The sequence below is a fragment of the Nonomuraea sp. NPDC003214 genome (assembly GCF_053590035.1).
In genome coordinates this window covers 113,283-127,490 of the sequence record NZ_JBSFSX010000010.1, presented here as the reverse complement: position 1 = coordinate 127,490, position 14,208 = coordinate 113,283, and the positions used below count along the sequence as shown (strand labels likewise).

Sequence of the window (14,208 nt, the reverse complement as noted above, 5' to 3'; positions counted from 1 at the left end):
GTGTGTCAAGCGATAAAGGGCCCCCTGTAAGGCAGGCGATTTCACCGATTCGCCCAGAAAAATATAGTCCCAGCTATTATAGATGCAGCTATAATAATCCTATGAGCCTCAAGAAGCCCAAGCGGCTGTACGGCCGGGACTCCGAGTGGGAGGCGCTAACCGACTTCGTCGCGGCGCCGTCCCCTGGTGCCACCTTGGGCCTGGTCTACGGACGTCGCAGGCAAGGAAAGACGCTCATGCTCGAGCTGCTGGCGCGGGAGACGGGCGGCATGCTCTTCGGCGCCACCCAGCAGAGCGAGGCGCAGAACCTCGCCGACCTCGGCGCCGCCTACGCCGAACATCGCAACCTCAGGCAACCGGTCGTCTTCACGAACTGGCGTGAGGCGCTGGACGAGCTCCTTCGCCTCGGGGAAGAGCGGGCGGTGCCCGTGATCATCGACGAGTTCCCCTACCTCGTGTCCGCCACACCGGCCCTGCCCTCCTACCTCCAGCAGGCCCTGAGCCCGCTCGGCCATGCACGGGAGCGCACGTCGACCCGACTGATCCTGTGCGGCAGCGCTCTCACCACCATGGCGCAGCTGCTCGGCGGCGGAGCCCCGCTCCGGGGGCGTGCGGTGCTCGAACTGGTGGTGAAGCCTTTCGGGTTCCGCGACGCGAGCGCGTTCTGGGGGCTCCAACACGACCCGGAGCTGGCGTTCAGGGTGAACGCGCTCGTCGGCGGCACGCCCGCCTATCTGGAGATGTGCGCCGGATCGGGACCTGCCGACCTCGCCGGGTTCGACCAGTGGGTGGGGCGACGGCTGCTGAATCCCGCGTCGGCGATGTTCCGCGAGGGCGGGCTGGTGCTGCGTGAGGAGCCCTCCATCTCGGACCCCACCTCCTACGCCGCCACGCTGGCCGCCATCAGCGCCGGCAACCACCGCCGTGGTGAGATCGCGGCCGCGATGGGCCGACCCGCCGCCGCCATCGCGCATCTGCTGTCCGGGTTGACCGACATCGGGCTGCTGGAACGGATCGATGACGCCCTGCGTGCCAAGCGCAGCGTGTTCCGGATCGCCGAGCCGGTCGTACGGTTGCACAACCTCATCACGCAACGACACGAGGCCCAGCTGGTCATCGGTCAGGCGGAGCGCGTCTGGCAGTCGAACGCCGACACCGTGGCAGCCAAGATCTACGGCCCCCATTTCGAGGACCTGGCCCGGGAATGGTGCTTCCGACATGCGTCGCAGGACACGCTCGGCGGCTTCGCGACAGCGGTGCGCCCCAGCGAGATCGCCTGCCCGCAGCATCGCCGTGGACACGAGCTGGACCTGGTCGTCAGCGAGACGAACTCGTTCGCGTCCGATCGCGTCATCGCCATCGGCGAGGCGAAGAGCACGCTCGCGCCCATGGACGTGCCCCAGCTTCAGCGGCTCGAGCACCTACGCGCCCTGCTCCCTGACGCGCGCGTCGACGGCCCGCCCAAGCTGCTGCTGTTCGCGCGATCCGGTTTCAGCGGCGACCTGCTGCGCGCCGCCGAGGGCCGGCGCGATGTCGAGCTCGTGGACCTCGCCAGGATGTATTCAGGACATTGAGTCAGATACGCAGCGTCAGGCGAACGTCCAGGCGCTGGTGGTCTCGATGCGGTGGCGCCAGAGCTTCTCGCCCTCGCCGCCCGGTTCCCAGCGGGCGGTGAAGTCGAGCAGTGACCGGCAGCGGGCCAGCATGTACGCGTGCCGGTCGGGCCACGGCGGCACCGGTCCGCCGTAGGCGTCGAAGAAGTGACGCAGGTGCGGCACGTGCTCCGGGTGATGCGATCGGACAATCCACTCACACCACGCCAGATCCTCCACCGGGCGGCCGGGATGCGCCCACTCCCAGTCGAGGATCGCCGCCGTCTCGAACGTCGCCGGGTCGAACAGCATGTTCTGCGGCCCGTAGTCGCCGTGCACCAGGCCCAGCCGGTGCAGCCGCGCCAGCGTGCGCCCGCACTCCGCCAGCACCTCCGCCGCCCGGCCCTCGTCGAGCAGGTCCTGGCCGTGCGCGCCCGGCACGAACTGCATGCTCAGGCTCGTCTCGGTGACGGAATGCAGGCGCGGCACCGGCAGCCGCCCGCGCAGCCGCCGCAGGAACCGGCTCTCCGTCCCGAGCCTGATCCGCGCGTCGGGACCCTGGTAACACTTGACGACCAGGGCGCCGTCTCCGACCGTGCTGTTGGTGTAGCCGTGCTCCACAGCCAACGATTCTGGCGCACTCCCGGGCGCGCGTCAGCCCTGGAAAAATGGATTGCTGGAGCGGCAACGACTTTGTCAACCTTGACAGGCTATGCGCTCCCTTCCCGAAGCCGATCCCGGCGTGCCCGACATCCGAAGCCCGCTGCGCTACCTCTGGTGGAACGCCCGTCGCCAGGGCCGTCAGCTGCTGGCCGGCATCGGGTTCGCCACGCTGTGGTGGCTCGTGCAGTCGCTCGTGCCCGCCGTGCTCGGCAAGGGCATCGACGCCGTCACGGCCAAGGACACCCGCGCGCTGCTGACCTGGTCGGGAGTGCTGCTGGCGCTCGGGCTGGTGCAGGCGTTCAGCGGGATCATGCGGCACCGGTTCGCCGTCTACAACTGGCTGGCCGCCGCCTACCGCACCGTCCAGCTCACCACCCGGCAGGCGGCCAGGCTCGGCGCCACCCTGCCCAAGCGGCTGTCGACCGGCGAGGTGGTCAGCGTCGGCAACTCCGACATCGCGCACATCGGCAGCTCGATGGACATCCTGCTGCGCGGCACCGGCGCCGTCGTGGCGATCGTCACCGTGACGGTGATCCTCATCTCCACCTCGCTGCCGCTCGGCCTGCTCGTGCTGGTCGGCGTGCCGGTCATGGCGGGCGCCGTCGCGCCGCTGCTCAAGCCCCTGCACAGGCGGCAGCACCGGCAGCGCGACCTGACCGGCGACCTGTCCACCCGGGCGGCCGACATCGTGGCGGGGCTGCGGGTGCTGCGCGGCATCGGCGGCGAGCGGGTGTTCGCCGAGCGCTACCGCGAGGAGTCACAGCGGGCGCGCCACGCCGGCGTCTCCGTCGCGCGCGTCGAGTCGCTGCTCGAAGGCGCCCAGATCCTGCTGCCCGGCCTGCTCATCGCGCTCGTCACCGGCGTCGGCGCGTCCTTCGCACTGTCCGGCCAGATCTCCGTCGGCCAGCTCGTCGCCTTCTACACCTACGCGGTGTTCCTCATCGGGCCCATGCGCACGCTCACCGAGGCGGCCGACAAGCTGACCAAGGGCCACGTCGCCGCCCGCCGCGTGGTGCGCATCCTGTCGATCGAACCCGAGGTGACCGGCGGCTCCGGCGCCAGCGCCGGCGGCGTGCTGCGCGACTCCTACAGCGGCGTCACCGTACAGCCCGGCAGGCTGACCGCGCTGGCCGCGAGCAGCCCCGAGGACGCCGCCGCCATCGCCGACCGCCTCGGCCGCTACTCCGACGGCGACGTCACCTTCGGCCCCGCCGAGCTCGCCACGCTGCCCCTCGACGAGGTACGTGAGCGCATCCTGGTCGCCGACAACGGCGCTCGCCTGTTCACCGGCCCGCTGCGCGACGAGCTCGACGTACGCGGCGGCGCCTCCGCCGAACGCGTCCGCCAGGCCCTGCACGACGCCTGCGCCGAGGACATCGTCGAGGCGCTGCCCGACGGGCTCGACGCCGAGGTGGCCGAGGCCGGGCGCGAGTTCTCCGGCGGTCAGCAGCAGCGGCTCCGGCTCGCCCGCGCGCTGATCACCGACCCGGAGGTGCTCATCCTCGTCGAGCCGACCAGCGCGGTCGACGCCCACAGCGAGGCCCGCATCGCCCAGCGTCTCGCCGACGCCCGCGCCGGCAAGACCACGCTCATCTGCACCACCAGCCCGCTCGTGCTCGACCGCACCGACCACGTCTTCTACGTCGAGGACGGTCGCGTACGAGCCGAAGGCGCCCACCGCGACCTGCTGGCCACCGCGCCCGCCTACGCCGCGACCGTCACCCGAGGGGAGGACTGACGAGATGGCCCGCGAGATCCTGCCCGTCGCCGATCAGAAACAGGTGCGCGCCTACGCGCGGCGGCTCACGCTCAAGTACCCGCGCCAGCTCGCCGGCGCGCTCGGCCTGCACGGGCTCGCCGCCGTCGCGGGCCTGGCCGTGCCGTGGCTGCTCGGCAATCTCGTACGTGACGTCGAGACGGGCGCCGAGGTCAACGCGTTCCTGGTCGCCGCCGGCATCGCCGGATTCCTGCTGCTGCAGGGGACGCTGGTGCGCTATGCCGTGCTCGCCTCGTCCAAGCTCGGCGAGAAGGTCCTGGCCGAGCTGCGCGAGGAGTTCGTCGACCAGGTGCTCGCGCTGCCGCTCTCCACGGTCGAACGGGCCGGCGCCGGCGACCTGCTCACCCGTACGTCCCGCGACGTCGACTCTCTGTCCAGGACCGTACGGCACGCCGTGCCCGAGACGCTGATCGCGGTCGTCACGTTCACGATCACCATCGGCGCGATGTTGCTCGTCGGGCCGCTGCTCATGCTGCCCATGCTGGTCGCGGCGCCGCTGCTCTACTTCAGCACCCGCTGGTACCTGAAGCGGGCCCGTGACGGCTACCTGCGGGAGAACGCCGCATATGCCGACATGACCGAAGGGCTGGCCGAAACCGTCGAGGGCGCCCGCGCCATCGAAGCCCTCGGCCTCCAGCAGCGCCGCCGCGAACGCACCGACCGCGACATCAGCCGCTCCTTCGCCGCCGAACGCTACACGCTGCGCCTGCGCGTCATCTGGTTCCCCTCCGTCGAGCTCGGCTACGTCGTCCCCGTCGTGGCCGCGCTGCTGTGCGGCGGCCTCTTCTACAGCTCGGGCTGGGTCACGCTCGCCCAGGTCACCGCCGCCACCCTCTACGCCCAGCAGCTCATCGACCCGCTCGACAGGTTCCTCATGTGGATCGACGAGCTCCAGGTCGGCGGGGCCGCCATGGCGCGGCTGCTCGGCGTCGCCAACGTGCCCGACGACCGGCAGCCCAGCGACGCCCGCCCCACCGGCGAACTGCTGGAAGCCGACGACGTCCGCTACGCCTACCGGCCCGGCCGCGACGTGCTCCACGGCGTGTCGCTGACCGTGCGGCCCGGCGAACGGCTGGCGATGGTCGGCCCGTCCGGCGCCGGCAAGTCCACCCTCGGCCGGCTGCTCGCCGGCATCCACGGCCCCCGCATCGGCGCCGTCACCGTCGGCGGCGTGCCACTCGTCGACCTGCCCCTGGACGACCTGCGCGGCCACGTCGCGCTCGTCACCCAGGAGCACCACGTCTTCAAGGGCACGCTGCGCGACAACCTGCTGATCGCCCGGCCCGAGGCCGACGACGACGCCGTACGCGACGCGCTCGCGGCCGTCGACGCGCTCGACTGGGTGCTCGCCCTGCCCGACGGCCTCGACACCGTCGTCGGCTCCGGCGGCCTCGACGTCTCCCCGGCCCACGCCCAGCAGCTCGCGCTGGCCCGCCTCGTGCTCGCCGACCCGCACACGCTCGTCCTGGACGAGGCCACCTCGCTCATCGACCCGCGCGCCGCCCGGCACCTCGAACGCTCCCTCGCGGCCGTCCTCGACGGCCGCACCGTCATCGCCATCGCCCACCGCCTCTACACCGCCCACGACGCCGACCGGGTCGCCGTCGTCGAGGACGGCCGCATCAGCGAGCTCGGCTCCCACGACGAGCTCGTCGCCGAAGGCGGCTCCTACGCGGCGCTGTGGCAGAGCTGGCACGGCACCCCGACCACCACCACCCGCTCCTGACCAGCGATAAAGCGAAACCAAAGCGGCCCTCGCTACCGTCGGCGCCGTCGATCCGACGAATGACGGGGGCAGACATGCGCAAGTGGCTAGTCATCCTGGGGATAGCGGCAACGGCCTTCACCGGGGTCACCGGCCCCGCCGGCATCACCGCCGACGGACCGGTCCCGGACCCGCCTCGCCTGTGCGAGACGAACCCGAAGATCGACTGCGACATCCCGTGGACCATCTGACGGAAGGACGCGGCAGCCGCTGACCGGCGTGCGGCTCTGGAGCAGTCGCCACAGCGCGACACGGGGACCAGAGCTGATGCCACGCCGTACCAGCGGCTGCCACACCCGGCGCGCGGGGGACGCGCCCGGGGTGGCGGTGACGCGGGGCCGGGACCCGGCCCCGCCCGCCACGCAACAGGGGGGTGTGCCTGCTGGCGACAGCGGCACGGTGGGGCACGTAGAGCTCCGCATTCCGCCGCGCCGGCCAGCGGCCACGCCGGGGCACGTAGAGCTCCGCCCCCTACCGCGCTGGCCAGCGGCCACGCCGGCCGGTGGAGTGGGGCGCTCGGAAGAAGCGCCCGCAGGAGACTCCGGGGGCAGCGGGGCAGGCGCGCGGCGAGTGCCCAGGGGGAGTCGCAGGGGGTGCGGCGGCCACCGGGGGTGAGCGCCCAAGGGTGCGCCGTAGGGGTCGTGAGGGGGCGCTGGGCAGCGGTGGGTGCCGAGGAGGCGTCGTAGGGGGTGCGGCGGGCACGAGGGCGGGGTGAGTGCCGAGGGCGCGTCGTAGGGGTGCGGCGGGCACCGGGGGCGAGCGCCCGCGCGTGCGCCGTAGGGGGCGTGGAGGGGCGCTGGGCAGCGGTGGGTGCCGAGGGGGCGTCGCAGGGGGCGGCGGGCACCGGGGGTGAGTGCCCGAGGGGGCGTCGCGAGGGTGGGCGGGGTGGGGCACGCCGTGGGCGGGGCCGCACGCCGCCTGGAGACGGGGAGCCGGGGCGGGGGACAGCGGGGCTCCGGTGGGCATGTGTGAGCTCCGGGGGTGCGTGGGCCCGGGCGTGTGGGCCGGGTGTGTGGGGGTGGGGGTGCGCGGGCCGGGCGTGTGGGTCGGGGTCTGTGGGCCGGGTGGGGGCCGGGTGTGTGGGTCAGTGGCTGCGGGACAAGGCTGCGGCGGCTTTGGCGCGTAAGGGCTCGGCGTGGATCTCGGCGAACAGCGCCTGTGCCCGTTCCAGCTCCAGCGTCGCGCCGGAGCGGCCGCTCTCCAGCAGGAGCGTGCCCAGGGCCAGGCGGGCGCGGCCCTGGATGAGCCGGTCGCCGACCTCGGCGGCGACGTCGAGGGCCTCGCGCAACGTGCGCTCGGCGTCCGCCGCCCGCCCCAGCTTCAGGTGCGCCTCCCCGAGCCCCTGCAGCACGTACGCCTCCCCGATGCGGTCATGCGCCTCACGGACGATCCTCCTGGCCTTCTCGTACGCCTCCAGCGCCGGCTCGGAACGGCCCCGGCGCAGCGACAACTCCGCCAGCCGCATCAGCGCCTGAGCCTCGCCCCGCCGCACGCCCTCCTGGGTGTAGAAGGTCAGCGCCTCCCTGAGCAGCGGATCGGCCTCGTCCAGCCGCCCGCATTCGCCGTGGATGAGGGCCATGTTCGACAGCACGTACGCCTCCGCCGCCCGGTCGCCGACGGCGCGCAGCAGGCGCCGGGCCTCGGTGTAGCGGTGCAGGGCGCCGTCGAGGTCACCGGCGGCCCGGTCGAGCAGTGCGGCGTTGCGCAGGGCCAGCGCCCGGCCGTGATCTTCGCCGATCTTCTCGAAGATGGCCAGCGCCGAGCCGACCAGGGGAGCGGCGTCGTCGTAGCGCTGCTGGAAGATGGCCAGCGAGCTGAGCGAGAACAGCATCGCGCCCTCCCCACGGGCGTTGCCCGCGGCGCGGCAGGCGGCGAGCGCGGTCTCGGAGACGGCCCGCCAGTCGTCGAAGTAGCCGTAGGTCTCGAACAGCGTCACCGCCGTCATGGCCAGGCTCCACGCCAGCTCGGCCAGCCCGTGGTCGGCCGTCTGCCGCACGGCGCGGATCAGCACCGGCAGCTCGGAGTCGAGCCAGGCGAGCGGCTCGTCCCCGAACAGCCGTGACCCGTCGATCGTCGGCAGGTCCACCAGGCCGCGCAGCACGGTGAAGTGGCCGCTGTAGTGGTGCCGGTGCGCCTGCTCCACCAGGGCCAGCAGGGTCGCGCCCGCATGTTCGAGCACCGCGGTGCGGATCTCCCGGGGGTCCTCCGCGAACGCGTGTTCGGCGGCGAACATCCTGACCAGGTCGTGCCACACGTAGTGGTCGCCCCGCCGCCGCAGCAGCGCCGCGTCCACCAGCTCCTGGAACGCCCGTTCCAGCACCGCCGGGGCACCGGACGGTGAGGGCGACGGCGGGGTGAGGGTGCCCGAGATCACGGGATCGTCGCCCACGTCCCGCCTCGGGCTGTCCGTCCGCGCCGATTCGGCCAGGGCGGTGGACGGGGAGTGGATGGGGCGGGGGAAGGTGGAGTGGGGTGCTGTGGTCAGCTTACGCTGGAGGGATCGGGTGGCCGGGGTGGAGATGAGGGCGTGGGCCAGCCAGGTGCCGATCTGCTGGCCGCTGATGAGGCCGAGGCGGCGGAACAGGGCCTGGGCCTGGGGCGAGAGGGCGCGGTAGCCGACGTCGAGGACGGCCTTGACGTCCAGGTCGCCGATCGTCATGACGAGGTCCTGGACGGCGGAGTGCGGCCAGGTGCCCAGGCTCGTGCCCGCGATCCGGAGGGCGAGAGGGTGGCCGCCGCACTGCTCGACCAGCAGGCGGATCGCCGCCGGGTCGGCTGCCGGTCCGCCCGCGGCGATGTCCTGGGTGAGGAGCTCGGCCGCGTCCGGGCCGTCGAGCAGGCCCAGCCGGATCACCTGGCGCTCGGGCAGGCCGACGAGCGTGCGGCGGCTGGTCACTAGGACGGCGCAGGACGCGCCGCCGGGCAGGAGCGGCTCGGTCTGCTGCATCGACTCGGCGTCGTCGAGCAGGACGAGCACCCGGCGTTCGGCCACCGTCGAGCGGAACAGGGCTGAGCGCTCCTCCAGGGTGCGGGGGACGGCGGGCAGGCCCAGGGCGCGCAGGAAGCGGGCCAGCGCGTCCTGAGGCCGCAGCGCGCCGGACTGGAGGTCCACGTAGAGCTGGCCGTCGGGGTAGGCGTCGGCGAGCCGGTGGGCCGCGTGCAGGGCGAGCTCCGACTTGCCGACCCCGGCCTTGCCCAGCACCGCCACCACGGGCAGCGTCGTCCCGTGCCGCTCGGTCAGCAACTCCTCGATCCGGGCCAGCTCCGCTTCCCGGCCCGACAACCGCGACAACACCGGAGGAAGCTGACGCGGCACCGGCCTCGGCGCTGATGCCGGCCGTGAGGCCGATCCGGGCGCTGGTGCCGGTCGTGAGGCCGATCCGGGCGCTGGTGCCGGTCGTGACGTCGACCCGGGCGCCGGTGTGGGCCGGGGCGTCGGCCCGGGCGATGGGTCGGGCGCCGTTGCCGCCCCGGCTGCGTCTGAGGCCGGTCCCGTCGATGGTCCCGCCGCCCCTCCCTGGGCGGTCGCTGCCGGGAAGGAGGCGCTGGGAGCGCCCCGCTCTTGAGAGGCGGGGCCGCCCCGCTCCTTATGGGAGGCGGGGCCGCCCCGCTCCTTATGGGAGGCGGGAGCGCCCCGCTCCCCCTGGGCGGCGGGGCTTCGGCCGCCCTGCTCCTGGGAGGAGGACATGGGGCCGCCTCGCCCCTGGGAGGAGACGGGGCCGCTCCGGGTGGATGCGGCGCCACCTCGCCCCCTCTGGGGAGACAGGGGGCCGCCCCCAGGGCTCTGGGCGGAGGATGCGGGGCCGCCACGCTTCCCCGGGGAGGAGGCGGGGCCGTCTCCGGATGTCTGGGAGGAGAACGGGCCGCCGTCCGGTCTTTTGGAGGAGGGCACGGGGGCCGAACCGTTCGGGACGGTGGGCCGGCCACGGGGATGGTGGCCGTTCAGGGGGCGTCCGGCCGGCTCCTGGGGTGGGGTGTCGGTGCGGGGGGTCGGAGGGGTGGGGGAGGCGTGGTTGAGGATGGCGTGCTCGATGCGGCGTAGCTCCTCGCCCGGTTCGAGGCCGAGGGTGTCGAGCAGGTAGGTGCGGTAGGAGCGGAACACCTCCAGGGCCTCGGCCTGGCGGCCCGCGCCGTAGAGGGCGAGCATGAGGTGGCCGTGGGGGCGTTCGCGCAGCGGCTGGGCCTGGGTGACGGCGCGGAGCTCCTCGATCAGCCGCAGGTGGTGGCCGAGCTCCAGCTCCAGCTCGACACAGCGCTCGAAGGCGAGCAGGCGGCGCTCCTCCAGGCCGTGGGCGATGCTGCGCACCAGGTCGCTGTCGACGTCGGCCAGGGCGGGGGCGCGCCAGAGGGTGAGCGCCTCCCGCAGGGTGCGGGCGGCCTGGTCGCGGGGTTGCGACTGGGCCTGGGTGATGAGGTGTTCGAAGACGGTCAGGTCCAGGTCGGCGGGGGCGACGCGGATGAGGTAGCCCGACGGCTTGGTGATCACGGTCTGGTAGGGCTGAGCGGTGTCGCCGAGGGTGCGGCGGAGCTGGGAGATCCGGATCTGCACCTGGTTGCGCGGGGTGCCGGGCGGGCACTCGCCCCAGATGGCCTCCACGAGCCGGCTGATCGGCACCACCTGGTTGGCCTCAAGGAGCAGCATCGCGAGCACGATGCGCTGCCTGCCCCCGCCGAGCTCAAGCTCTCCCGCGTCGCCCAGGACTTGCAGCGGTCCGAGAATCCTGAATCTCACGGGTCGGATCATGCCCTGGTGCTTTTGCACCAGGATTGTGGACGGGTTGCATTGGCGCAATTTCGTAATATTGCGCCGTTTGCGAGGCTTGCCCGGGAGGGTCGTCAGCACGTCGTGCCCTGGGACGGGAGCCGCCCGTCGGTGAGGTAGCGGTCGATGTGGTCACGGGCGCAGGCGTTGGCGCCGTACAGGGTGTGGCCGGGACCGTCGTGGGCGATCGTGACGCTGCCCGGCACCTGGGCGAGGATGCGCGAGACGGCGTCGGACTCGCCCCACGCGCCGGCGCCCAGCAGCGGCGGGAGGCCCTTGGGGAGCGGGGCGGGCGGGTTGGTGACCGGGGTGGGCCAGCCGATGCAGGCCAGCGACCCGGCGGCGAGGGTGTTGGCGGCGCCGGCGGTGGGGGCGGCGCGGCGCACGCGGGTGACGGTGGCGTCGAGCTCCGCGCGGGAGGCGGGGCGCGGCCAGTCGGTGCACTCGGTCACGCCGGTGCTCTGGTCGGGATAGCGGGCGCCGCGCTCGGGGAGGAAGCCGGAGGCGTCACCGGCGTGGGCCCGGCGGACGGCCTTGGCCAGGGCGGGCCAGCCCGGCTCGCCCTGCCGGGCCCGGCCGATCGCGAAGGAGCGCAGGTCACGGCCGGTGTAGGCGACGCCGGCCGCGGCCCGGACCGGGGTGCGGTCGGCCCGCCTGACGAGGGAACGGAACTTGCCGGGGACGTCGCGGCAGTCGCCGGAGGCGGCGCACCAGGTGAAGAAGCGCCGCAGGTGCCGCTCGTTGTCGGCGGCCATGGCCGCAACCTCCGCGCCCCAGTCGGCGGTGCTGTGGTTGAGGGTGCCGTCGAGGACCATCGTGCGGACCTGGCCGGGGAACAGGCGGGCGTAGGCCTGGCCGTAGATGCCGGAATAGGAGGCGCCGTAGTAGTTGAGCCGGTCGCCGCCGAGCGCCTTGCGGATCGCCTCCATGTCGCGGGCGTGGTCGGCGGAGCTCATGTGGGCGAACAGCTCGGGGTCGTTGTGGCGGCACACCTCGGCCGCCCCGCGGTTGGTGTCGGACAGGCGGCCGAAGCCGGCGTCGTCACGCGGGAACTCGGGGATCGGCAGGCGGGTCCAGGTGCAGTCGAGGCCGGTGGCGAGGCCGCCGAACTGGCGGCCGTAGCCGCGGGTGTCCCAGGTGACGAGGTCCATGCGGGCGCGGAGCTTCGTCCACCACGAGGACAGGCTCTGCGTCAGGCCGATGCCGGGACCGCCGGGGCCGCCGTAGGAGATCAGGACCGAGCCCTCGGACCTGCCGGTGGCCTTGAGGCGGCCCAGTTTGAGCGTGATGCGGCGGCCGTCGGGCTTGCTCCAGTCGACGGGCACCTGGAGGTCGGCGCACTCCATGCCGATCTTGTCGCCGGGGCACGGACTCCAGGCGAGCGAGGGAGCGGGGGACTGTTGCGGGGTGGGCAGGACCAGGGCCAGCGCCAGCAGGAGGGGCTTGAACATGACGTTCACGATCGCGGACGCGGCGCCCCCCGCACATCGGACCACGGTCTGGTTCTGGCGGGTGCCGAATCAGACCGTGGTCTGTCAGACCTGGGTCACAGGTGCAGCGCCTTCTTCAGGAAGTCCACCTGGAGCAGCATCATGTTCTCGGCCACGACCTCCTGCGGCGTCATGTGCGTGACGCCCGACAGCGGCAGCACGCTGTGCTGGCGCCCGGCCGCGAGCAGCGCCGACGACAGGCGCAGCGTGTGGGCCGCGACCACGTTGTCGTCGGCCAGGCCGTGGATGAGCAGCAACGGCCGTTCGAGCTTGGCCGCGTCACCGAAGAGCGAGGACTTGTCGTACACGTCCGGCTGCTCCGCCGGGTCCCCCAGGTAACGCTCGGTGTAGCAGGTGTCGTACAGCCGCCAGTCGGTCACCGGCGCGCCCGCCACGGCGGCGTGGAACACGTCGGGCCTGCGCAGCACCGCCAGCGCCGCCAGGAACCCGCCGAACGACCAGCCCCGGATCGCCACCTTCGTCAGGTCGAGGTCGTCGGGATACTGCTCGGCCACGCCCTGGAGGGCGTCGATCTGGTCGTCGAGCGCGGGCGTGGCCAGGTCGTTCAGCACCGCCCGTTCGAACGCCGGACCGCGGCCCGGCGTGCCCCGCCCGTCGGCCACCACCACGGCGAACCCCTGCTCGGCGAACCACTGGCTCTCCAGGTAGCCGCCGCGCCGGTTGAGGACGCGCTGCGCGTGCGGACCCCCGTACGGATCCATGAGGACGGGCAGCGCCCGCGAGCCGGGCTCGTGCCACGAGGGCAGCACCACGGCGGTGGACAGCTCGCGGCGGCCGGAACGGCCGAGCGAGACGCGCAGGTCGAGGCCGGGACGCTCGGCGTGGGAGGGGATCGGGATCGCCACGCCGTCGCGCCGGACGACGGTGGTGGCCACGCCCTCGGTGTCGAGGCTCTGCTCCGACAGCACGCCGACGCCGCCCGCCATCCGGCCGGAGAACACGCCGGAGCGGGTGGAGACGGGCAGCAGCGAGTGGCCGTCCCAGGTCCAGAGCTGGATCTCGGTGGGGTCGCCGCTCGCGCTGAACAGCACGCTGTCGTGGTCGACGTCGAGCACGGCGCGCACCTGGAGCGTGGGCGGGGTGACGGCGCGGTCGCCGACGAACAGCCGGTGACCGCCGTCGGCGGACGCGACCCAGACCAGCGTGCCGTCGTCGAGGTGGGCGGGCACGCCGGTGACGATGTCGACCCAGGCCGGGTCGGTGTCCTCGCGCACCAGCGTGGACGCGCCGGTCGCGGGGTCGACGGAGAGCAGGCGCATGGTCTTCTGGTCGCGCGACAGCGTCACGATCGACAGCGCGTGGGAGTCCCAGGAGGCGGTGGTCAGGTATTCGTGCTCGAACGGCACCGCGACCCGGGAGCCGTCGAGGCCCAGGACGAACAGCTCGGTGACGGCGTTGGGCGTGCCCGCGGCGGGGTAGCGCTGGACGGTCGCGGGCCGGTCGGGGTTGGCCGGGTCGGCGATGTACCAGGTCCGGACCGGCGCGTCGTCGGCCCGCTCGACCAGGAGCGCGTCGCTCGACGGCGACCACCAGTGGCCGCGCATCCGGTCCATCTCCTCGGCGGCGACGAACTCGGCCAGGCCGTAGGTGACGGTCGGGGACTCGGGCGTCGCCAGGACGCGGTCGGCGCCGGACGTCAGGTCGTGCACGTGGAAGGCGCCGCCGGTGACGTACGCGACATGCCGCCCGTCGGGCGAGATGCGGGGATCGATCACCAGACCGGGCGTGTCGAGCCTGCGCGTGCTCCCGTCGGCCAGCTCGGTCACGTACAGCCCGCCGGCCAGCGCGAACGCCGCCCTGGTCACCGCGGAGTCGGTCGAGTAGGCGACGACGCCGCCGGCCTGCTCGCGGCTGCGCTCACGCCGGGCGCGCTCCTCGGCAGGCAGGTCGCCCTCGTCGGCGTCGAGCGTGCGCGGATCGACCACCAGCCGCTCGACGTGCGTCTCGGTGTCGAGCTCCCACAGGCAGGTCACCGGGTCGGTGCCGGACCTGGTCCGCAGGAACACCACCCTGCCGCCGTCAGGGGAGATCGTGAAGCCCCTGGGCACTCCGAGGGTGAAGCGGCGGGTCCTGGCGGCCAGGCGCGGGAAGCTCTCACTCATGGGCCCAATCCTGCCAGCAACCAGGCGCCCGTTACG

At 73.3% G+C, this 14,208-nt stretch carries 8 protein-coding genes; 4 read left to right on the top strand and 4 right to left on the bottom strand.

From position 1 onward, the window contains the following. The first annotated feature begins 101 nt into the window (after positions 1–101). On the top strand, positions 102–1,574 hold the full coding sequence (locus ACWDXC_RS30940; RefSeq protein ID WP_449987549.1) for an AAA family ATPase: 1,473 nt from the start codon (positions 102–104) through the stop codon (positions 1,572–1,574). Positions 1,575–1,589: 15 nt separating this feature from the next. Here the strand turns inward: ACWDXC_RS30940 and ACWDXC_RS30935 are convergent, their stop codons facing one another. After that, positions 1,590–2,213: a phosphotransferase gene (locus ACWDXC_RS30935; RefSeq protein WP_357589924.1), complete on the bottom strand. Its 624-nt coding sequence runs from the start codon at positions 2,211–2,213 to the stop codon at positions 1,590–1,592. 91 nt (positions 2,214–2,304) lie between these two features. Here ACWDXC_RS30935 and ACWDXC_RS30930 point away from each other — a divergent pair, with 91 nt between their 5' ends. The 3 genes from ACWDXC_RS30930 to ACWDXC_RS30920 all read left to right on the top strand — a co-directional run bounded on the left by ACWDXC_RS30930 (position 2,305) and on the right by ACWDXC_RS30920 (position 5,988). Continuing rightward, on the top strand, positions 2,305–3,993 hold the full coding sequence (locus ACWDXC_RS30930) for an ABC transporter ATP-binding protein (protein ID WP_449987546.1): 1,689 nt from the start codon (positions 2,305–2,307) through the stop codon (positions 3,991–3,993). Positions 3,994–3,997: 4 nt separating this feature from the next. Continuing rightward, positions 3,998–5,758, top strand: a complete 1,761-nt coding sequence (locus ACWDXC_RS30925) for an ABC transporter ATP-binding protein (protein ID WP_449987543.1) — start codon at positions 3,998–4,000, stop codon at positions 5,756–5,758. Positions 5,759–5,832: 74 nt separating this feature from the next. Continuing rightward, positions 5,833–5,988 (top strand): hypothetical protein, encoded by a 156-nt coding sequence (locus ACWDXC_RS30920; protein WP_219511524.1) that lies wholly within the window; start codon positions 5,833–5,835, stop codon positions 5,986–5,988. Between the two features lie 893 nt (positions 5,989–6,881). On the opposite strand, the gene ACWDXC_RS30915 is transcribed toward ACWDXC_RS30920, so the two are convergent. From ACWDXC_RS30915 to ACWDXC_RS30905, 3 genes are all read right to left on the bottom strand, one after another. Continuing rightward, on the bottom strand, positions 6,882–10,529 hold the full coding sequence (locus ACWDXC_RS30915; protein ID WP_449987540.1) for a BTAD domain-containing putative transcriptional regulator: 3,648 nt from the start codon (positions 10,527–10,529) through the stop codon (positions 6,882–6,884). A gap of 104 nt (positions 10,530–10,633) precedes the next feature. Next, positions 10,634–12,010, bottom strand: coding sequence for an alpha/beta fold hydrolase (locus ACWDXC_RS30910; RefSeq protein ID WP_449987537.1), 1,377 nt, complete (start codon positions 12,008–12,010; stop codon positions 10,634–10,636). Between the two features lie 95 nt (positions 12,011–12,105). Next, positions 12,106–14,172, bottom strand: a complete 2,067-nt coding sequence (locus tag ACWDXC_RS30905) for a S9 family peptidase (RefSeq protein ID WP_219504726.1) — start codon at positions 14,170–14,172, stop codon at positions 12,106–12,108. Between the last annotated feature and the right edge of the window lie 36 nt (positions 14,173–14,208).

Bases quoted from the DNA above. Each gene is read 5' to 3' on its own strand.
- ACWDXC_RS30910 (WP_449987537.1), bottom strand. From the start codon at position 12,010: ATGTTCAAGCCCCTCCTGCTGGCGCTGGCCCTGGTCCTGCCCACCCCG.
- ACWDXC_RS30925 (WP_449987543.1), top strand. From the start codon at position 3,998: ATGGCCCGCGAGATCCTGCCCGTCGCCGATCAGAAACAGGTGCGCGCC.
- ACWDXC_RS30940 (WP_449987549.1), top strand. From the start codon at position 102: ATGAGCCTCAAGAAGCCCAAGCGGCTGTACGGCCGGGACTCCGAGTGG.
- ACWDXC_RS30930 (WP_449987546.1), top strand. From the start codon at position 2,305: ATGCGCTCCCTTCCCGAAGCCGATCCCGGCGTGCCCGACATCCGAAGC.
- ACWDXC_RS30920 (WP_219511524.1), top strand. From the start codon at position 5,833: ATGCGCAAGTGGCTAGTCATCCTGGGGATAGCGGCAACGGCCTTCACC.
- ACWDXC_RS30905 (WP_219504726.1), bottom strand. From the start codon at position 14,172: ATGAGTGAGAGCTTCCCGCGCCTGGCCGCCAGGACCCGCCGCTTCACC.